At 68.4% G+C, this 20,439-nt stretch carries 17 protein-coding genes; 10 read left to right on the top strand and 7 right to left on the bottom strand.

Translation table 11 applies throughout. The annotated features are described in order from the left end of the window. Window positions 1–34 precede the first annotated feature (34 nt). The 7 genes from E2169_RS10725 to E2169_RS10695 all read right to left on the bottom strand — a co-directional run bounded on the left by E2169_RS10725 (window position 35) and on the right by E2169_RS10695 (window position 10,369). Window positions 35–2,818, bottom strand: a complete 2,784-nt coding sequence (locus E2169_RS10725; RefSeq protein ID WP_132986604.1) for a DNA methyltransferase — start codon at window positions 2,816–2,818, stop codon at window positions 35–37. 49 nt (window positions 2,819–2,867) lie between these two features. Beyond that, on the bottom strand, window positions 2,868–4,037 hold the full coding sequence (locus E2169_RS10720; RefSeq protein ID WP_132986603.1) for a Fic family protein: 1,170 nt from the start codon (window positions 4,035–4,037) through the stop codon (window positions 2,868–2,870). Window positions 4,038–4,155: 118 nt separating this feature from the next. Beyond that, window positions 4,156–4,944 carry a vitamin K epoxide reductase family protein gene (locus E2169_RS10715; protein WP_229659233.1) on the bottom strand — a complete coding sequence of 263 codons (789 nt, stop codon included), beginning with the start codon at window positions 4,942–4,944 and terminating at the stop codon, window positions 4,156–4,158. 188 nt (window positions 4,945–5,132) lie between these two features. Continuing rightward, a complete protein-coding gene (locus tag E2169_RS10710) occupies window positions 5,133–5,915 on the bottom strand; it encodes a TSUP family transporter (RefSeq protein WP_132986601.1) in 783 nt (260 codons plus the stop codon). 104 nt (window positions 5,916–6,019) lie between these two features. After that, on the bottom strand, window positions 6,020–7,036 hold the full coding sequence (locus E2169_RS10705; protein ID WP_132986600.1) for a 3-oxoacyl-ACP synthase III: 1,017 nt from the start codon (window positions 7,034–7,036) through the stop codon (window positions 6,020–6,022). Between the two features lie 97 nt (window positions 7,037–7,133). Next, window positions 7,134–7,442, bottom strand: a complete 309-nt coding sequence (locus E2169_RS10700; RefSeq protein WP_132986599.1) for a DUF4156 domain-containing protein — start codon at window positions 7,440–7,442, stop codon at window positions 7,134–7,136. Window positions 7,443–7,504: 62 nt separating this feature from the next. Beyond that, on the bottom strand, window positions 7,505–10,369 hold the full coding sequence (locus E2169_RS10695) for a M16 family metallopeptidase (protein ID WP_132986598.1): 2,865 nt from the start codon (window positions 10,367–10,369) through the stop codon (window positions 7,505–7,507). Window positions 10,370–10,484: 115 nt separating this feature from the next. On the opposite strand from E2169_RS10695, the gene E2169_RS10690 reads away from it, so the two are divergent. From E2169_RS10690 to E2169_RS10645, 10 genes are all read left to right on the top strand, one after another. Then, entirely contained in the window at window positions 10,485–11,198 is a 714-nt protein-coding gene (locus E2169_RS10690; protein WP_132986597.1) for an SDR family oxidoreductase, read from the top strand. 64 nt (window positions 11,199–11,262) lie between these two features. Beyond that, window positions 11,263–11,727 (top strand): tRNA (cytidine(34)-2'-O)-methyltransferase, encoded by a 465-nt coding sequence (locus E2169_RS10685; RefSeq protein WP_132986596.1) that lies wholly within the window; start codon window positions 11,263–11,265, stop codon window positions 11,725–11,727. A gap of 144 nt (window positions 11,728–11,871) precedes the next feature. After that, on the top strand, window positions 11,872–13,026 hold the full coding sequence (locus E2169_RS10680) for an alkaline phosphatase (protein WP_207918385.1): 1,155 nt from the start codon (window positions 11,872–11,874) through the stop codon (window positions 13,024–13,026). A 206-nt stretch (window positions 13,027–13,232) separates the two neighbouring features. Next, window positions 13,233–13,799 (top strand): porin family protein, encoded by a 567-nt coding sequence (locus tag E2169_RS10675; protein WP_132986594.1) that lies wholly within the window; start codon window positions 13,233–13,235, stop codon window positions 13,797–13,799. A 536-nt stretch (window positions 13,800–14,335) separates the two neighbouring features. Next, window positions 14,336–15,361, top strand: coding sequence for a PhoH family protein (locus E2169_RS10670; RefSeq protein WP_132986593.1), 1,026 nt, complete (start codon window positions 14,336–14,338; stop codon window positions 15,359–15,361). A gap of 10 nt (window positions 15,362–15,371) precedes the next feature. Next, entirely contained in the window at window positions 15,372–15,860 is a 489-nt protein-coding gene (ybeY, locus tag E2169_RS10665) for an rRNA maturation RNase YbeY (RefSeq protein ID WP_132986592.1), read from the top strand. Between the two features lie 58 nt (window positions 15,861–15,918). Beyond that, window positions 15,919–16,797, top strand: a complete 879-nt coding sequence (locus E2169_RS10660) for a CorC family transporter (RefSeq protein WP_132986591.1) — start codon at window positions 15,919–15,921, stop codon at window positions 16,795–16,797. A 57-nt stretch (window positions 16,798–16,854) separates the two neighbouring features. Next, entirely contained in the window at window positions 16,855–18,018 is a 1,164-nt protein-coding gene (locus E2169_RS10655; RefSeq protein ID WP_165942403.1) for a lipoprotein N-acyltransferase Lnb domain-containing protein, read from the top strand. Window positions 18,019–18,111: 93 nt separating this feature from the next. Then, a complete protein-coding gene (locus tag E2169_RS10650; protein WP_132986590.1) occupies window positions 18,112–20,187 on the top strand; it encodes a carbon starvation CstA family protein in 2,076 nt (691 codons plus the stop codon). After that, on the top strand, window positions 20,187–20,411 hold the full coding sequence (locus E2169_RS10645; protein ID WP_132986589.1) for a YbdD/YjiX family protein: 225 nt from the start codon (window positions 20,187–20,189) through the stop codon (window positions 20,409–20,411). The genes E2169_RS10650 and E2169_RS10645 overlap by 1 nt, the downstream gene beginning before the upstream one ends. Window positions 20,412–20,439: the final 28 nt, after the last annotated feature.

The following is a 20,439-nucleotide window of genomic DNA, read 5'->3' as shown; positions in this document are numbered from 1 at the left end:
AGATGTTGCTCGCGCGCCACACTGCCATGCCTCTTCATGATCCTCTGCGGGCTACCCGCTTGCGATTCTCTGTCGGGAGCAGCGACACAATCTGCTGATACCTCTCGAACAGGAATGCGACGCGCTCCGCGTCCGTTCCAAGCTTTGGCGCCTTTCGACCTGCGGCCTTTTCGGCCGCAAGGTAGGCTGCTACCACCACCTTGTCGAGCTGCTGGTGGGCTTTGATCAAATCCCGCGGCATGGTCAACGGGTCATAGAGATCGGCCAGTGTGCTGTCGGGAAAGTCGGCGCGTGCGTCGAGGACGCCTTGAGCTTCCACTTCGATGGCGCTGCGATGCTTGTCACCGACAAGCTCGGGCCAGGGGAAATTGTTGTAGACAATGCTGTTCGAATACTGGTAATCGCTCTTCATGCGGCCGCAGGTGTAGCGCATCCATGACATGTGCATGGCGGAAGAGAGGACTCCGAAGTGAAATGCAGTAGCGTCCGGCACAACCTGCAAACTGCCGGTAGCAATTATTTCAGGCGCCAGGAAGCCGATCGGCAGATAGCTCCGACGCTCCGATGAAACCTTGGGCACAGCCAAGTACGGCTTGTCAGGTTGCCGGTTCTCTGAGAAAAGACTCGGTTTTGCCGCCCATTCCCGCGTCCTGGCTTTGCCGCTCCTCGCCCGCTCGTGGCGCACGCGCTCCACCCGAGCTAAGACATCCGGCATTTGGCGCAACTCCTCCGGACGAGCATCCACCAACCACAGACACCATCTCTCGATGCCGTTGATCAGCTCATCTCCACCATAGACACGGCGCAGCCATCTATCTGCCTCAGGCGTCGTGACGAGCAAATGCGCCCGCTCATCCGGGTCAAGAAACAAATGACCGAAGTCAGTAGCCTCACTACCCTTGTTGATCTTCGGCACGTCGCAGATCGGATGTTCACGTCGAACCACCAACGCGTCCACAGCATCCGCCAGATATGGATTGATGTTGTCGGCAATAACTTCATGCGACTCACCATCTATTGCCTCGTAGGTGAACAGCCGCTTCTGTGCCAACTCGCCCTGACCGAAACCGATGATCACGCAATGCACCGCCGCCTTGCCGCGCGCTTCATTGCTCCATTTGAAAGTTCGGTGTGCGAACTGGATATGCATGCCGCGCGGGTAGAGTGCTGACCAGAGCACCCCCACCTGCTCTCCCTGCGTGATCGAATTCGTGGACACGAACGCCGACCGTATCGCGGGATTGTCCTGCATCATCGCGGCGGCCTTCACATACCATGCTGCGACAAAGTCCAGCACGCCGGCACCATTCACTCCTGCGAACACGCGCCTCATGTCGGTCTTCTGTTCTGCGCTCTGCTCCTTTTTCCCGATGAACGGCGGATTCCCCAAGATGTAATCCAACTCCCCCGCCCCCACCACCTCATTCCAATCCACCCGCAACGCATTTCCATGCAAGATCGCCGCCGACTTCTTCAGCGGCAGCCGCACCATCGTCTCGCCGAACTGCTCGGCCACCCGCAGGTTCATCTGGTGGTCCATCAGCCACATCGCCACCTGGGCGATCTGGGCCGGGAACTCCTCGATCTCGATGCCGTGGAACTGGTCCACGTCCACCAGCACGTGGTCCTGCACGTGTGCCAGCACCGACTGCTGGGTCGCGAACTGGCGCTTGAGGATCTCCAGCTCCAGCAACCGCAGCTCGCGGTAGGCGATGACCAGGAAGTTGCCGCAGCCGCAGGCGGGGTCCAGGAAGCGGAGCGTGGCCAGCTTGCGGTGCAGCTGCGCGAGCTTCTTCGTGTCCTGGCGAGCCTTGTCCAGCTCGCCCTTCAGGCCGTCGAGGAACAGCGGGCCGATCAGCTTGAGGATGTTCTTCTCGCTGGTGTAGTGCGCGCCCAGGTTGCGGCGGGCCTTGGCGTCCATCACCGACTGGAACATCGAGCCGAAGATCGCGGGGCTGATGCGGCTCCAGTCCAGGGCGCTGGCGTCCAGCAGCTGGCGGCGCATCGCGGCGTTGAAGTCGGCCAGCGGCAGCATTTCCTCGAACAGCCGGCCGTTGACGTAGGGCAGTTCGACCAGCTGCTCGTCCAGCGTGCTCTGGCGCCGGTCTTCGGGCGTGTTGAGCACCTGGAACAGGCGCGCCAGCCAGCCGCCGAGGTCGGCGCCGTCTTCGCTGGTGCGCTGGTCGATCAGGTCGTGCAGGGCGTGGCGGGGGAAGATGCCGGTGTCGTCGGCGAACAGGCAGAACAGCAGCCGCACCAGCAGCACTTCCAGGGCGTGGCCGTCGTAACCGGCGGCCTTCAGCGCGTCGTACAGCCGCCCCATGCGCTCGGCGGCCTGCACGTTGACGGGGTCTTCTTCCTTGTAGCTGCGGGTCTGGTAGCCGCTGATGAAGCCGAAGCGGCCGATCTCCCGGTGCAGCTCGGCCAGCGGGAACTCCACGTGCGGCTCGCGGCCGTCGAGGTCGTACAGGCGGAAGCGCTGGAAGTCGCTGACCAGGATGTACTGCGGCTTCTCCGATTCGCTCAAGCCCGCAAAGTAGTCGGTGGCCTGGTCGAAGGCGGCGTCCAGGTCGACGCCCGCGCTCTTGTGCTCGGCCAGCATCACGCCGGGCCAGAACAGGTCGATGCGGCCGCTGGCGGTGCCGGTGAAGCGCTTCGCCTTCTGTTCGTACACGGCCACGCTGCGGCGCTTCTTGCCGAACACGTGGAAGAAGTCGTTCCAGAAGCTCTGCGCCTCGGCGCGCTCGGAGGTTTCGCCGTCCCACTCGCGGGCGAAGGCACGGGCGCGGTCTCGGATCTCGTTGAGGCTCAGCGGCATGTGCACATGCTCCTGTTGTCGGCCCTGATCTTCCGCAGTCCGGTGCTGCTCACAGCGGCTGCGCTCCTTCGCTGAGGATGTCGAGATACCGGGTGTAGGCGAACACGCGATGCCGCTGCTGCCCAGTCACTTCGTTCACGATCTCGAGTTCTTCCAGCGCGCGCACCGCCGCGCGGATAGTGGGTGGGCTGAGCGGGAGCTCAGGGGCCACGCGCGGCACGGTCAGTATTACGCGGCGGGCAAACTGGTCGAACACCAGGCCGATATTGCCGGCACGCTTCCCCAGCGCTGCGATGCGGGCGCGATCGCTTGCCAGCAGGGCCAGCAGGCGCTGCGCGGTGTCGACCGCCTGCTGCGCGGTTTCGGCCACGCCGTCGAGGAAGAAGCCCAGCCAGCCCTCCCAGTCGCCGCGCACGCGCACGCCGTTGAGGCGGTCGTAGTAGTCGGCACGATGGCGCTTGAAGTACAGGCTGAGGTACAGGCTGGGATCACGCAGCACGCCTTCATTGCAAAGAATCAGCACGATCAGCAGGCGACCGAGGCGGCCGTTGCCATCACCGAAGGGATGGATGGTCTCGAACTGCACGTGCGCCAGTGCGGCTTTCAGCAGCGGCGGGGTCCGGCCTGCCGGCTCATGCAGGAAACGCTCAAGCGCAGCCAGTGCGTCGGGCAGGGCCTCCGGTGGCGGCGGCACGAAATGGGCCAATGCCGGCGACGGACCACCGACCCACACCTGTCCCTTGCGGAACTCTCCGGGTTGCCTGGTGGCACCACGCCCGCCGCGCAGCAGCAGCGCATGCATCTCGCGGATCAGGCGCAGGGAGAGCGGGAAGTCGTCTTCGCGAAGGCGGCGCAGGCCGTGCTTGAGCGCGGCCACGTAGTTGGAGACCTCCTCCACGTCGTCGATGGGCACGCCTGGCGCGGCGTCAACCTCGAACAACAACAGGTCGGACAGGGAGGACTGGGTGCCCTCGATCTGCGAAGACAGCAGCGCTTCCTTGCGCACGTACTGGTACAGGAACAGCTCCGGGTCCGGCAGCATCAGGGTGATGCCGTCCAGACGCCCAAGCGCCTGGTCGGCGCGCTCCTTGCGCGCAACCAGATCCCCTGCGGCAAGGTCGAGCGGCGGCTCCGGCGGCAGTGGATCGGGGATGAAGGCCTGATAACGGCTGCCGGCCAGGGAGCCGGTGACATAGTGGCCTGTAACCCTGGTGGCCATGGTCAGCTTTCCTTGCGGGCACCCGCGGCGTGGTCAAGGAAAATTAAATACCACTTTTTTTCGTTATTTGCCAGAAGATGCGGAGGTGGCGGGTGGTCGAGCAGGCACCTGCCCGTCGTCAGTCGCCGCGTGCACCCTCCCAGTCGAAGCCGGTCATCGCGGCCAGCTGCTCTGGCTCGATCACCTGGACATAGTGGCGGCCACCGATGACCCATGTCGGGTAGCCGGTCACGCCGGCAATGGCGCATTCGGAGACCATGCCGCCGTTGGGGCCGTTGGGCGCACACTCCACGTACGGCAGCTGCGCGGCCGCGCCGCTGAACTTGCGCTTCTGCTGGGTGCACGTGGGGCACCAATGGGCGCCGTAGAACTTCGCACCTGACTCTTCCAGATGCGCGGCAAGTGCATGCAGGCGCGGGCCGCCGCGGCGGTCCAGCAGACCCGACGACGAGACGTGCAAGGCCGCCACCACCGCAAGCGCGAGCAGGCCATTGCCCAGGCACCACGTCGACCACTGCGTTCCCGGCGCGCTGTCGGGCCGGGCCACGTGCACCAGCACGAAGATCGCCAGCAACGTCGCCAGCGACAGCAGGCACCAGGCGCAGAACGCAGCCAACGCGATCCAGCCCGCCAGGGTCAGGTACACGCTGATCGCCAGGCCCAGGAACGACAGGCGCCATAGCCGCCGCCAGCGCGTCAGCCTCGGCGCCGGCCGCCATGTCGCCCACGCCAGCAGCGCATACAGCGCGCCGCCCCACAGCGCGATCGGCACGCCGAGGAAGCGCGACCACCGGCTGTTCTGCACCACGTCGCACCCCGAGCCTTCCGTGCAGAACGCCGCACCGGTGTCGCGCACCGCCACCCACGTCAGGTAGGCGGTCAGCAGCAGGCCGAACGCGGTGAGCACACGCAATGCGATGTCGGTGCTTGATCGCGGCGCTGTCAGTGCTTTCGACGTTGTCGCCACGCCAGCGCCATGCCGTGCCGGCTGCGTCCGTTTCCGCTTGGCCTTCGTTCTCTTGCTCATGCCTACCTGCGTCCCGTGTCCTTGCGTTCGTGCACATTGTGGCCGAGATGCGTCGCGGCGCAGGCAGTTCAGCCGACGACGAACGCCACCAGCGGATTGTCCGGCTCCAGCAGCAGCTTCGCGGTCAGCACCAGCGACATCACCACCAGCAGCGGCCGGATCAGCCGCGCCCCGGCCCGGCCCAGCGCAAGGTGCGCACCCAGCTGCCCGCCGGCGATGCTCGCCACCGCCATCACCAGGCCCACCAGCCACAGCACCTGTCCGCCGACGATGAGCGTCGCCAGCGCGGCGACGTTGCTCGCCAGGTTGAGGAACTTGGTGTGCGCCGTGGCCGAGACCAGCCCCATGCCGAACAGCGCCACCAGCGCGGTGGCCATGAACGATCCGGTGCCGGGCCCGAAGAAGCCGTCGTAGAAGCCGATCGCGAACATGATCGTGACCAGCGCGGCCTGGCCCAGCCGCGCACGGGTCCCGGCCTCGCTGGCCTTGGGGCCAAGCAGGAAATAGGCGGCCATCGCCACCAGCAGCACCGGCACCAGGCCCGCGAGGACGAACGGGTCCACCAGTTGCACCGCCACTGCACCGCCCACCGAGCCGGCAAACGCAGCCACCGCCGGCCACAGGAAGCGCCGGAAGTCGATCCGCCCCTGGCGCGCGAAGGCGAGCACGGCGCTGGTGGTGCCGAAGCTCGACTGCAGCTTGTTGGTGGCGATCGCCTGCACCGGCGGCACGCCGGCGGCCATCAGCGCGGGGATGGTGATCAGCCCGCCGCCGCCGGCCAGCGCATCGATGGTGCCTGCGACGAAGGCCGCAAGCGCAAGTAGCGCCAGCACCTCGATTCCGAATTCCATGACATGCCCTGGAAGAATCCCGACCCGCATCCCATGACGACGGGCCCCGAAAACAACGAAGGCCGGACAGGCCGGCCTTCCTGCGCATCAGCAGCCGCGGGCGTTTACCACTCCACCTCGGCCATCGAACAGTTCAGGCCGGACCCGATGCCCAGCAGCGCCACCCGGTCGCCCTTCTTCAGGCGGCCCATCTCGCGCAGCTTGCTGAGCACGATCGGCACCGAGGCCGGGCCGATGTTGCCGTGCTCGCCGAAGATGGTCATGACCTTCTTCGGGTCGATGCCCATGGCCTTGGTGAAGGCGGCGGTGTGCACCTTGCTGACCTGGTGGATCACGAACTCGTCGAGTTCGGAGGCCACCCAGCCCAGCTTGTGCTTGGCGACCTCGAAGGTCTTGGTGGCCAGCTTGATGCCTTCGATCAGCAGCATGCGGGTGTCGGTGATCATGCCGTCGAGGTTGCCGCGGCAGAGCTTGTTCCACTCGGTGGCCGCGCGGGTCACGCCGCCCTTGTAGCGCGGGGCGCCGGGGGCGAGCTCGGCGCGGGCCAGGACCATGCCCGCCGCGCCGGAGCCCAGCGTCAGCGTGGCCAGTTCATTGCGGAAGTTCTCTTCGGTCGAGTCGGCACGGCTCAGGCGCTCGATCGTCTTCTCGTAGGCGAGGTCGGCGGTCTCGCCGTCAACGACCAGGGCGTAGTCGATCTCGCCGCGTTCGATCATGCGGCTGGCGATGTCCATGCCGTTGATGAAGGCCAGGCAGGCGTTGGCGATGTCGAAGTTCTGGCAGGTGTCGGGCAGGCCGAGGTTGCCGCTGACGATGCTGGCGGTCGAAGGTTCCAGGTAGTCGCGGCTGACCGAAGTGTTGATCAGCAGGCCCACGCGCGCGGGGTCGATGCCGGCGTCGGCCAGGGCCTTGACGCCCGCCAGGGTGGCCGCGTCGGAAGCCAGCATGTCGCCATCCCACAGGCGCCGGGCGTGGATGCCGGCGACGTCCCTGAGGACGTCGGTCTTGATGCCGAGACGGTCGAGCGTCGGCTTCAGGCGGGCATTGATCTCGTCGGAGGACAGTCGACGCGGGGCGTCGATGTGCGCGAGACCGGCAATGGCTACGTGCTGGAACATCATGGGCTGGCCGCCGTGGGGAACAGGAACAAAGACCGCCTAGGGTACCGGCTTCCAGCCCGCTGCGCACTTCCGGCCCCGCCCTGTTCAGGGCGGGCGATCAGCCGCCGCAGTGCCAGGCGGCCCAGCGCTGGGCGCCGCGGATCGGATCCGACAGCGGGTGGATGGTGTCCGCGCCCAGGCCGGGGGCTTCGTTGCGGGCCAGGGTCTCGAGTTCCTCGCGCACGCGCAGCGGGTTGCGGTCGATGAATGCAATGCTGTGTTTCACCGCGACCTCGACCTCGCCACGCTTGTCGCAGCCGACCGGCGGGGAGGCGGCGACGCGCACCGAGGAGGCCCCGGGCGCCATGTGCACCCAGGTGCAGGCGGACAGCACGGCGAAGAAGGGGATCAGCAGGAGGTGGCGCATGGGTCAGGCTCCGTGGGAGACCGGGGGATTGTGCCTTGTGGAAGCGGCAGCGGTTGGTCGCCTCATTGGGGGACGGGTTTTCCGTCCGTGTCGAGCACGGTCACCTCGCCCAGTTCCAGCGCGCGCACCGGCGCCTCGATCTGCGACAGGTCGCCGACCACCACCCAGGTCAGGGCGTTGGCGTCGATCGTTTTCGCCGCCTCCGCCACCTGCGCCGGGGTCATGGCCTGGATCTCGGCCTTGCGACGCACGACGTAGTCGTCGGGGCGGTCGTACATGACGTTGCCGGCAATCGTCGAAGCCACCGACGCCGCGGTCTCGTACGCACCCGGCAGGCTCAGGGTGTTGATCGCGCGGATGCGCTCGACCTCCTCCACCGTCGGCGGTGCTTCGCCGCTTGCGAAGCTCGCGATCTCGCGCTGCATCTCGGCCATGGCTTCGGCGGTCTTGTCGATCTGCACCGGGGCGGATGCCAGCCACGGGCGGGGTCCCAGCGCACCGGAGGCGCCGCTGCGGGCGCCGTACGACCAGTGCTTGTCCTCGCGCAGGTTCATGTTCAGGCGCGCGGTGAAGTCGCCGCCGATCACGCCGTTGGCGATGTCGAAGCGCACCGCGCCGTCGTCCATGGTCGAAGGCACCAGCAGGCCGGCGTAGATGTTGGCCTGCACCGCGCCGGGCTGGTCGATCAGGAACACGCGCGCCGCCGACGGCCGGGCGACCGCGGGGATCTCCGCCGCCGCCGCGCGCGCCTCGCCGCCTCCCGACCAGTCGCCCAGGTGCTTCTCCAGCACGGGCACGATCTCGGCCAGCGTGGTGTCGCCGACCACGATCAGGGTCGCGTCTTCGGGCTGCATCTGCGTGCGGTGGAAGGCGACCAGGTCGTCGCGGGTCAGCGCTGCGATCGAGTCCTCGGTGCCGCTGCCGGTGAACGGCATCGCGTAGGGGTGGCCCTCGCCGTAGAGCAGCGGCGGCAGCACGCGCAGCGCCGCGGTCTGCGGCCGGGCCTTCTCCTGGGCGATGTTGGCGATCCAGGTCGCGCGCACGCGCTCGATCTCGGCGGCGACGAAGTCCGGCTTGCGCAGCATGTCGGCGAACAGCGCCACCGACGCGTCGAGGTTGCCGGTCAGCGCCGACAGCCAGGCAGTGCCGGCATCCAGGCCGGAGCCCGCGCCCATCTGCGCGCCCAGCGCCTCGGCGCGGTCGGCGAACTCCAGCGCACCGAGGCCGGCGGCCCCTTCGTCGAGCATGCCCATGGCGAAGCTCGCCGTGCCCATCCTGTGCCCGGCGTCGGCGGTGTAGCCGGCACCCGGGAACTGGTAGCGCAGCTGCACCACCGGCACGCCGCTGCGGCGCGCCAGCACCACCGTGCTGCCGTTGCCGAGCGTGGCGCGCTCGACCTCGGGGAACTTCAGCTCCGGGAACGCTTCGGGCAGCGGCACGCCCAGGCTGCGGTCGACCGCGGCCGGCTGCACGCCGTAGCGGCCGTCGACGGCGGGCAGGTCCCAGGGCCCGGGCGTGCCGGCCGGGTCCTCGACCAGCGCGGTGCGCTCGCCGGACAGGATCAGCAGGGTGTGGTCGCCCTGCGCCAGCCATTCGCGCCCGGCGGCCTGGACCTGGTCGGCGGTGCTGGTGTCGATGATGCGCAGCGACTCGCGGAAGCAGCCCGGGTCATCGGCATACACCGCGCATTCGGCCAGCGCGTCGGCCTTGCCGCCGAAGCCACCGATGCGCTCGATGCCGCGGACGAAGCCGGCGCGGAACACGGTGCGCGCGCGCTCCAGCTCATCCGCCGTCGGACCCTCGGCCAGCAGGCGGTCGATCTCCTCGTCGATCACCGCCTCGACCTTCGCCGGGTCCACGCCCTGCTTGACGTTGGCCATGACGATGAAGTTCGAGCCCAGCTGCTTGGCATAGGTGCCGGCGCTGATGCTGTCGACCAGCTGGTCGCGGTGCAGCAGGCGCGCGTCCAGGCGCGAGGAGCGGCTGCCGCCGAGCACCTGGCCCAGCAGCTGCAGGCGATCGAGGTCGGCGTCGCCCACCTCGGCCACGTTCCAGACCCGGTAGATGCGGGCCTGCGGGACCTTGTCGTGCATCGTTTCGCGGGTGGGCTCCGTCCGCCGGGCGATGTCCACTGCGGGCTGCGCCATGTCCGGGCCCGCCGGGATGTGGCCGAAGTACTTCGCCACCTTGTCCTTCGCGGTGGCAAGGTCGATATCGCCGGCCAGCACCAGCACCGCGTTGTTCGGGCCGTACCAGGCGCGGAACCAGGCGTGCACGTCCTCGAGTGCGGCGGCGTCGAGGTCGTTCATCGAGCCGATCACGGTGTGGTTGTAGGGGTGGCCGACCGGGTACAGCGCCTGCATCAGCTTGGTCCAGGCCTGGCCATAGGGCTGGTTCTCGCCCTGGCGCTTCTCGTTCTGGACCACGCCGCGCTGCTCGTCCAGCGCCGCCTGGTCGACCGCGCCCAGCAGGTGGCCCATGCGGTCGGATTCCATCCACAGCGCGGTGTCGAGCGCGGTGGTGGGTACGTTCTGGAAATAGTTGGTGCGATCGGTGTTGGTGGTGCCGTTCTGGTTGGTCACGCCGACCTGCTTGAAGGGCGTGAAGTACTCGCCCTGGTGGTTCTCCGACGACTGGAACATCAGGTGCTCGAACAGGTGCGCGAAGCCGCTGCGCCCGGAAGGCTCGTCCTTGCTGCCGACGTGGTACCAGATGTTGACCGCCACGATCGGCGCCTTGCGGTCGGTGTGCACCACCACGCGCAGGCCGTTGGGCAAGGTGAACTGCTCGTAGGGAATGTCGACGCCGGCCTGGGCCGCCGCCGGCGGCGCCTCGGCCCAGGCCAGCGGGGCGGCCGTGCCAAGGGCGGCGGCAAGCGCAATGGCGAGGACGGTGCCGCGGCGCGGCGAGGTCTTGAGCGTCGGCATGAGGTCTTCCTTGATGGGTCAGGCGCCCATGGTAAGCCGCCTTTCCACGCCGGTGACCGGGCCATAGGTCCCGTTGGCCACTGCGCCACGACGGCGGCTGGTGCATGCTCGCGGCATGGATACCCGACCGCGCACGTCCCTGGTCACCGGCGCCAACCGCGGCCTGGGCCTGGAATTCATCCGCCGCCTGCTGGCCCGCGGCGACCACGCCATCGCCGCCTGCCGCGAGCCGGGCCGGGCCTCGGCGCTCAATGCCCTGGCCGGCGAGCATCCAGGGCGCCTGCACGTGCTGCCGCTGGATGTCGCCGACGCGCGCTCCCGCGCCGCCCTTGCGGCCGAGCTGCCGCTGGTGCTTGGCGACGGCGGACGCATCGACCTGCTGCTCAACAACGCCGGCGTGCTGCACTCCGGGGAGCGCTTCGGAACGCTCGGCGAAGCCACGCTGGAGCACAGCTTCCGGATCAACGCCATGGGCCCGCTGCTGCTCACCCAGGCCCTGGCCCCACTGCTGGCGGACGGCGCGAGAGTGGCCAACCTGTCATCGCAGCTGGGCTCGATCGCCGGCTGCGGGCGCTTCGGCACGCCCAGCTACAACATCAGCAAGGCCGCGCAGAACATGGCCACGGCGCTGCTGGCGCATGCGCTGGCGGAGCGCGGCATCGTGGTGGTCGCGCTGCATCCGGGCTGGGTGCAGACCGGGATGGGCGGCGAGCAGGCCACCGAAACGGTGGGCGAGTCGGCCACCGGCCTGCTTGGCGTCATCGACGGCCTGGACGCCGGCGACAGCGGCCGCTTCCTCGACTGGCGCGGCGAAGCGCTCGCCTGGTAGCCGTGCGCGGCCGGGTATCCTGCCGCGCCCGGCCGCCCCGCGCCTTGGCATTCCACCGACACCGATGATCGAGATCATCCTCCACCAGCCCGAGATCCCGCCCAATACCGGCAACGTGATCCGCCTGTGCGCGAACACGGGCGCGCGCCTGCACCTGGTACGCCCCCTGGGTTTCACCCTGGACGATCGCCAGCTCCGGCGGGCCGGCCTGGACTACCACGAGTTCGCGCCGGTGCTGGTGCACGACAACCTTGACGCGGCCCTGTCCGCGATCGCACCGCCGCGCCTGTTCGCACTCAGTGCGCGCGGCCAGGTGCGATACGACGCCCCGCGCTTCGCGGCCGGAGATGCGTTCGTGTTCGGCTGCGAGACCCGCGGCCTTGCCGACGACGTGCTGGAGACCATTCCGGCCGACCGCCGGCTGCACCTGCCCATGCGCCCGGGCAATCGCAGCCTCAACCTGTCCAATGCCGTGGCGGTGGTGGCCTACGAGGCCTGGCGCCAGCTGGGGTTTTCGGGCGCGCGCTAGTTCGCCACCCGGATGGCACGTGCGCTGCGCCATCGCCCTGTCACCTTCGCAACCGAACATGCGCGGTCTCCCGGCCGAAGCTGCCAGCTGTCCTGCGGCAAGGTGTCCGCCGGCCTCGAACACGCCCCTGACCCGGAGCACACCTTGAACAAACGCCCGCTTCCACGACTCCTCGCGACCGCCCTGCTTGCGGCGACCTTCGTTTCACACGGCGCGCTCGCGGCCGAAGGCGCGGAACCGCGCGCGAAGAACGTCATCGTCTTCCTGGCCGATGCCGCCGGCGTCTCCACCCTGCACGCGGCCAGCCTGCACGGGCATGGCGCACCGCTCCAGCTGCACATCCAGACCTGGCCCCACCTCGGCCTCAGCGAAACCTCGCCGGTGGACAAATGGGTGTCGGACTCCGCCAACGGCATGTCCTCGATCATGACCGGGGTCCAGACGCGCAACGGCGTGATCAGCCAGGGCCCCGATGCCGTGCGTGGCAGCAGGGACGGCGCCCCGACCAAGACCATCCTCGAGTACGCCGAAGAGCGCGGCCTGCGCACCGGCGTCATCAGCACGCAGTCCATCGCCGATGCGACGCCGGCCGCGACCTACGCGCACTCGAACGATCGCAAGAAGTGGGGCGAGATCTTCCCGCAGGCGTTTTCGCCGCGTTACGGCGACGGCGTGGATGTGCTGATGGGCACCGGGCGCCAGAAGATCGGCGAGCAGCTTGCAGAGGCCGGGACCAGCTTCGATGCCCTGGGCAGGCGGCACGACCGGCCGATCCACGCCTCACTGGCCGAGGTGGTGGACTCCGACGCGAGGCCCGTGGTGGTCACCGACGGGCTGGACGTCCATGAGGCCACCCTGAAGGCGCTGGATATCCTGCAGGACTCCCCGGAAGGCTATTTCCTGATGGTGGAGTGGGACGCCCATACCGACGACGTGCGCAAGGGGCTGCAGAACATCGTCGATTTCGACCGCCTGATCGCCGAGGTGCAGAAGCGCGTCGACCTGGAAGACACCCTCCTGCTGTTCACCGCCGACCACTCCTTTGGCCTGCAGGTCGATGGTGGCGAACGCGGCGAGCCGCTGCTGCAGGGGTATGAACAGTGGAAACAGGCCGTGGACGCGTCCGGCACGAAGGACGACCTCGTCCGCCTGGACAACGTCCTGGTCAACCGGACGCATACCGCCGAGGAGGTGGTTGCCCTGGGGATCGGCGCGGGCGCGCACCGCGTCCGGGGCTATTTCCCGAGCACGCACCTGTTCCAGGTGATGCTGGACGCGTGGGGATGGACGGCCGACTGAGGCACGGCTGACGCGGGCTGTACACCCCTCGGGCAAAAAGTTCCTGAACCCCCGGGTTCAATATTCAGGCCACGTTGCCTTCGCTTGGCGAGAATGCATCCACCGGCCACGGGCGGTATCCGATTTCCCCGATCGGTTCTCTCCCTCCCCTGCCCCCGTGGCCGGTCCTCTCCCTAAAGCTAGAACTAAACAGAGGATTCCCCCCGATGAAGCGTTCCCTGATCGCCATTGCACTGGCGGCATCGCTGCCGCTCGCCGCGAATGCGGCCGAAGGCATCTCCTACAACTACCTGGAAGCCGGCTACCTGGCCTCCAACGGCGACGTCGACGCCGACGGCTATGCCGCCAATGGTTCGTTCGCCTTCCACGACAATTTCCACGTCTTCGGCGGTTTCAACAGCCAGGAGATCGACGACACCCGGATCGACGTCGACCAGTACCGCATCGGCCTCGGCTACAACCTCGGGATCTCGCAGCGCACCGACCTGCTGGCGCGCGTCGCCTACCAGAAGCTCGACGCCGGCCGCGTGCTCGGCAACGACCTCGACTTCGACGGCTGGAGCACCGAAGTCGGCGCACGCAGCCTGCTCGCCAACAACTTCGACGGCTACGCGCTGGTCGGCTACGAGGACTACGACGGCGGCATCGACGGCGACTTCTATGGCCGCCTGGGCGCCAACGTCCGCTTCAGCCCGAACTGGGGCCTCAACGGCGACGTCAAGTTCAACGGCGACGTGACCGAGTGGTTTGTCGGCCCCCGTTTCACCTGGTAAGTCCTTTGGCAAGCCCCTGAATCGCGGCGCGACCTCTCTCCCGCTCCGCGAGACACGACCCCGGTCGCAAGGCCGGGGTTTCTTTTTGGTTCATCTCCCATCTCCGGGGAAACGGTTTCGACGAGGAGCGTCTGCTTCCTTCGCCATGCTTCGTCGTGACCTGGAGGGCCCCGCCGCGGCCGGGAGGCCTTCGCGGCTCATGTCCCCCGGCATCCGCCTGGCGGCGGATGCCTCCTCCTTGACTTCCCCGCGAAGGCCTCCCGGCCACGACGGGGCTCGGCGTTGCTGCGGGTTCGCGGGATACCGGCTTTGCTCCCGGGCCACCGCGTACTGCTGCGCACCGGGTGCCAAGGCCCTTGAGAGCGAAGTAAAGGAGGAGGCGATGGCCGCAGGCCAGCGCCGGGGGACATGAGCACTCAAGGGCCTTGGCACCCGGCGCCCGAGCGTATCAATGGCGCGCCATTCCCTCAGCGAGTACCAGGCCCGGTGCCGCGGTCATGGTCCCTGGACGGGCGGCGCGCTACCCTTCTCCACCTATGCCCAGCCCCCACCAGCGCGACTTCAGCCTCGAACCCGCCGACACCGAACGGCTGGCCAACCTCAGCGGCCCCTTCGACGGCCACCTTCGCCAGATCGAGCTCGCGCTCGGCGTCGAGATCGCCAATCGCGGCAACGTCTTCCGGGTCACCGGCGAAGATGCCGCGCGCGTCGGCGAGGCCGAGCGCCTGCTGCGCGACATGTACCGCGAGGCGGCCGCCGAAACCTTCGACGGCCATGCCATCCACCTGCGCCTGAACGCCTTCCGCGCCGCGCGCGAGGACCAGGAAGCGACCCGGCACGCCACCACCGCGCGCCGCGCCGACCCGGACTTCGTGCCGCAGGAAGTCGCGATCCGCGTCAAGCGCGGCACCATCCGCGGCCGCGGGCCGAACCAGCAGAAATACCTGCACGCCATCGCCACCCACGACATCAATCTCGGCGTCGGCCCGGCGGGCACCGGCAAGACCTTCCTGGCCGTGGCCAGCGCGGTCGAGGCCCTGAACGAATCGCGGGTGCAGCGGCTGGTGCTGGTACGCCCGGCGGTGGAGGCCGGCGAGAAGCTCGGCTTCCTGCCCGGCGACCTGTCGCAGAAGGTCGACCCCTACCTGCGCCCGCTGTACGACGCGCTGTACGAAATGCTGGGCGTGGAGACCGTGTTGCGCCTGCTGGAAAAGAACGTCATCGAGATCGCGCCGCTGGCGTATATGCGCGGACGCACGCTCAACGACGCCTACGTGATCCTCGACGAGGCCCAGAACACCACCATCGAGCAGATGAAGATGTTCCTGACCCGCCTCGGCTTCGGCAGCACGGCGGTGGTGACCGGCGACCTCACCCAGATCGACCTGCCCAAGCAGGTGAAGTCGGGCCTGCGCGACGCGCTGGACGTGCTGCACGACGTCGAGGGCGTGAGCTTCACCTTCTTCGAATCGCGCGACGTGGTCCGCCACCCGCTGGTGGCCCGCATCGTCAACGCCTATGACCGCCGCGACGCGCAGGACGCGTCCAGCGGACCGGCGTAGACTCCGGGCCATGACCAAGGGTCCGGTCCGCCTCGACGTGTCCGTCGGCTATGCCCTGCCCCGCGCCGGGCTGCCGGCCTCTGTGAGTTTCCGCAAGTGGGTGGCCGCGGCGCTGGCCGGCCGCATCCTGGAGGCCGACCTCGCGATCCGCCTGGTCGATACGAAGGAAGGCCGCGCCCTGAACCGCCACTACCGGGGGATGGACTACGCCACCAACGTGCTCAGCTTCCCCGCCGAGCTTGACGAGGGCATCAAGCTGCCCCCGGGCGTACGCATGCCGCTGCTTGGCGACCTGGTGCTCTGCGCCCCGGTCATCGCCCGGGAGGCCCGCGAGCAGGACAAGCCGCTCGCGGCCCATTACGCCCACCTGACCGTCCACGGCACCCTGCACCTGCTGGGCTGGGACCACGGCGACGACGTCGAGGCCGAGGCCATGGAGCAGCTGGAGCGGGACATCCTGGCCGGGCTGGGCATCGACGACCCCTACCGCGCAGCCTGAACGGACGCGGTAAACTGCACCCGGCCGCCCTACCCCCCGGGGCGACGATACGAGCGAGATGTCCGAAGACGACAGTAGTAGTGGCAATGGCAACGGCACGGTGCCGGAACCCCCGGAACGCCGGCGCAGCTGGCTGGATCGCCTGAGCTCGGCGATTTCCGGCGATCCCAGTTCGCGTGACGACCTGGTCGAACTGTTGCGCGACGCCCAGGCCGACGGCCTGATCGAGGCCGACACCCTGCGGATGATGGAAGGCGCCATTGCCGTGTCCGACATGACCGTCGGCGACGTCATGGTGCCGCGCTCGCAGATGGTGTCCCTGCCCGTCGACTCCCGCCTGATCGAGCTGATGAAGGACGTGGTCGAATCCGGCCACTCGCGCTTCCCGGTGCACGGCGAGGACAAGGACGAGATCCTCGGCATCCTGCTGGCCAAGGACCTGCTGCGCGGCGTGGTCGCAGACAACGGGCCCGGCTCGATCCACGAGCTGCTGCGCCCGGCGGTGCTGATCCCGGAGTCGAAGAAGCTCAACGTGCTGCTGCGCGAATTCCGCCAGTCGCGCAACCACATGGCGATCGTGATCGACGAGTACGGCGGCGTCGCCGGCGTGATCACGATCGAGGACGTGCTGGAGGAGATCGTCGGCGAGATCGACGACGAGCACGACGACGCCGAGGATCCCGAGGCCCTGATCGCGGCCCAGGCCGACGGCCAGTACGTGGTCGACGCGCTGACCCCGATCGACGACTTCAACGAGCGCTTCAGCGCCGATTTCGACGACGACGAGTACGACACCATCGGCGGCCTGGTCACCGCCGCCATCGGCCACCTGCCCGAGGCCGGCGAGGAGCTCACGCTCGGCCGCTTCACGTTCCGCGTGGCCAGCGCCGACGCGCGCCGGCTGCACGCCCTGCACCTGTCGATCCATGGCGACTGACGCGTGACTGCACGCTTGGCGATGACGCACCGCGCGGCGCGCCCGAGCCGCTCCGCCATGCTGTGCCTGCTGCTGGCACTCATGGCCTGCTGCCTGCCGGCACTGGCCGCACCGCGCATCGGCGTGGCCACGATGCAGCCCGGCGAGATCTTCTTCGAGCGCTTCGGGCACAACGCGATCGTGGTCGACGACCCCGCCGCCGGCCCGCCGCTGTCCTACAACTTCGGCTTCTTCGATCCCGACGAACCCGACTTCCACCAGCGTTTCATGCGCGGCGAAATGGAGTACCGGCTCGCCGTGCTGCCGCTGGCGCAGGACCTTGCGTATTACGAAAGCGTCGGCCGCGGCGTCTCCATCCAGTGGCTCGACCTCGACGAAACAGCAGCCACGGAGCTCGCCGGACGCCTGGCCTGGAACGCGCGCCCCGAGAACGCCAGCTACCCCTACGACTACTTCCTCGACAACTGCAGCACCCGCGTGCGCGACGCGCTGGACGCGGCGCTGGACGGCGCGCTGGCCCGCCACCTGCAGGGGCGCTCGCAGGGCAACACCTTCCGCAGCGAGGCCGTGCGCCTGGCGCGCCCGGACCGGCTGATGGCGCTGGGTTTCGACCTCGGCCTGGGCCCGGCGTCCGACCGCCCCAACGCGCTCTGGGAGGACGCCTTCGTGCCGATGCGGCTGGCGCAGTCCCTGCGCGACGTGCGCCTGGCCGACGGACGGCCCCTGGTCGTGGCCGAAGAAGCGCTGCTGCCACACTTGCTGGAGCCCGAGCCCGTTCCGCGCCGCGTGGCCTGGTGGCCCTGGCTGCTGGCGGGGCTTGCGCTGGCGGCGCTGGCCTGGTCGCAGCGCGACCGGCCCCGTGCCGTTGCCACCGCAGCGCAGCCCGTCTGGCTGCTCTGCGCGGCCATCGGTGCGCTGATGCTCTACATCTGGCTGGGCACAGCCCACCGCTTCGGCTGGGCCAACCACAACCTGCTGCTGTTCAACCCGCTGTGCCTGCTGCTGCTGCCGGGAGCCTGGCGGATCAGCCGCGGCCGCGACGGGGGGCCGATGTTCCGCGCGGCCCTGGCGGTGGTCGCCGTGGGCCTGCTGATCGCGCCGTTCCTGCTGTGGATGCCGCTGCAGTCCCAGCGCAACGGGCACTGGCTTGCGTTGATGCTGCCGCTGCAGGCGGCCCTCCTCGCGGTGCTGTGGCGACCGGGGCATAGACCAAAGTCTTAGCCGGCCAGGGTCGTTGTGCGGCGCAATAGGATTGACCACCGCCGGCGCAAGCGAGACTCTCCCCACTTCACAAGACGACGTGGGGTGTGGGTGATGAAAGGTGCCGCTGGAAAACTGGCCTGGGCGGCACTCGCCGTGCTGGGAGCGTTCTGCCTCGGAACCATCGCCCTGCGCCGCGGCGAGCCGATCAACGCGCTGTGGATCGTGGTCGCCGCCGTCTCGATCTACCTGGTCGCCTACCGCTTCTACGCACGCTTCATCGCCAACAAGGTGTTCGAGCTGGACGCTTCGCGTGCCACGCCGGCGATGATCAACAACGACGGCCTCGACTACGTCCCCACGAACAAGCACGTGTTGTTCGGCCACCACTTCGCCGCGATCGCCGGCGCCGGCCCCCTGGTCGGCCCGGTGCTGGCCGCGCAGATGGGCTACCTGCCCGGCACGCTGTGGCTGATCGTCGGCGTGGTCCTGGCCGGCGCGGTGCAGGACTTCATGGTGCTGGTGGTCTCCAGCCGCCGCGACGCGCGTTCGCTCGGCGACCTGGTGCGCGAGGAAATGGGCCAGGTACCGGGCACCATCGCGCTGTTCGGCGCCTTCCTGATCATGATCATCATCCTCGCAGTGCTGGCGATGATCGTGGTGAAGGCGCTGGCCGAGAGTCCGTGGGGCATGTTCACCGTGATCGCGACCATCCCGATCGCGATCTTCATGGGCGTCTACATGCGCTACCTCCGGCCCGGCAGGATCGGCGAGATCTCGGTCATCGGCCTGGTGCTGCTGATGGCGGCGATCTGGTACGGCGGCCACGTCGCCGCGCATCCCACGCTGGGCCCGGCCTTCACCTTCACCGGCACCCAGATCACCTGGATGCTGATCGGCTACGGCTTCGTCGCCGCGGTGCTGCCGGTGTGGCTGCTGCTCGCACCGCGGGACTACCTCTCCACCTTCCTGAAGATCGGCGTCATCCTCGGCCTGGCGGTCGGCATCCTGATCGTGATGCCCGAGCTGCGCATGCCGGCGCTGACCCAGTTCACCGACGGCACCGGGCCGGTGTGGAAGGGCTCGATGTTCCCGTTCCTGTTCATCACCATCGCCTGCGGCGCGGTGTCGGGCTTCCACGCGCTGATCGCCTCGGGCACCACGCCCAAGCTGATGGCCAACGAGCGCCACGCGCCCTACCTCGGCTACGGCGGCATGCTGATGGAATCGTTCGTGGCGATCATGGCCATGGTCGCGGCCTCGATCATCGACCCGGGCGTGTACTTCGCCATGAACAGCCCGGCGGCGCTGATCGGCACCGATCCGGCCGCCGTCGCCGAGATGGTGTCGAGCTGGGGCTTCGTGGTCACGCCCGAGGTGCTGATCCAGACCGCGGAGGACGTCGGCGAGGCCTCGATCATCTCGCGCGCCGGCGGTGCGCCGACGCTGGCGGTGGGCATCGCGCAGATCTTCCACGCGGTGATCCCGGGCGAAGGCATGATGGCCTTCTGGTACCACTTCGCGATCCTGTTCGAGGCGCTGTTCATCCTCACCGCGGTCGACGCCGGCACCCGCGCCGGGCGCTTCATGCTCCAGGACCTGCTCGGCAACTTCGTGCCGGTGATGCGCAGGACCGAATCCTGGGGCGCGAACCTCGTCGGCACCGCCGGCTGCGTGGCGCTCTGGGGCTACTTCCTCTACCAGGGCGTGAACGACCCGCTGGGTGGCATCAACATGCTGTGGCCGCTGTTCGGCATCGCCAACCAGATGCTGGCGGGCATCGCGCTGATGCTGTGCACGGTCGTGCTGTTCAAGATGAAGAAGGGGCGCTACGCCTGGGTGTCGATCGTACCGACCATCTGGCTGCTGCTGTGCACGCTCAGCGCCGGCTGGATCAAGCTCTTCGACAGTGATCCGGGCGTGGGCTTCCTGGCCCAGGCCAACAAGTACCGCGACGCGCTCGCGGCCGGCGAACTGATCGCCCCGTCCAGGGACTTCGGCGGCATGCAGCAGATCATGATCAACAACTACGTCAATGCCGGGCTGACCGCGCTCTTCATGTTCGTTGTGCTGGCGGTGCTGTTCTACTCGGTCGGCGCGGTGCGCAAGGCGCGCGCCAACCCCGCGCGTACCGATCGTGAGACGCCGTACGTCGCACTGACGGCCGAGCAGCAGAAGGTCTGGCTCTGATGGCAGGACAGCTGGTCACGCTGGACCACTTCGCCACGCACAAGCGTGTGTGGCGGAGGGTCCTGCAGACCGCGCGCCTGTGCTGCGGGATCCCGGACTACGACAACTACGTCCGCCACGTCCTCGAGAAGCACCCCGACCGGGAGCCGATGGATTACCCGACCTTCTTCCGCGAGCGCCAGGAAGCCCGCTACGGCGGGCGTGGCGGGTTCCGCTGCTGCTGACCGCGCAATCGCGGGCAGCACCAGCGCA

It is taken from the genome of Luteimonas terricola (genome assembly GCF_004352845.1).
GTDB classification, from domain to species: domain Bacteria; phylum Pseudomonadota; class Gammaproteobacteria; order Xanthomonadales; family Xanthomonadaceae; genus Luteimonas; species Luteimonas terricola.
This window is presented reverse-complemented; position numbering and strand designations above follow the sequence as displayed.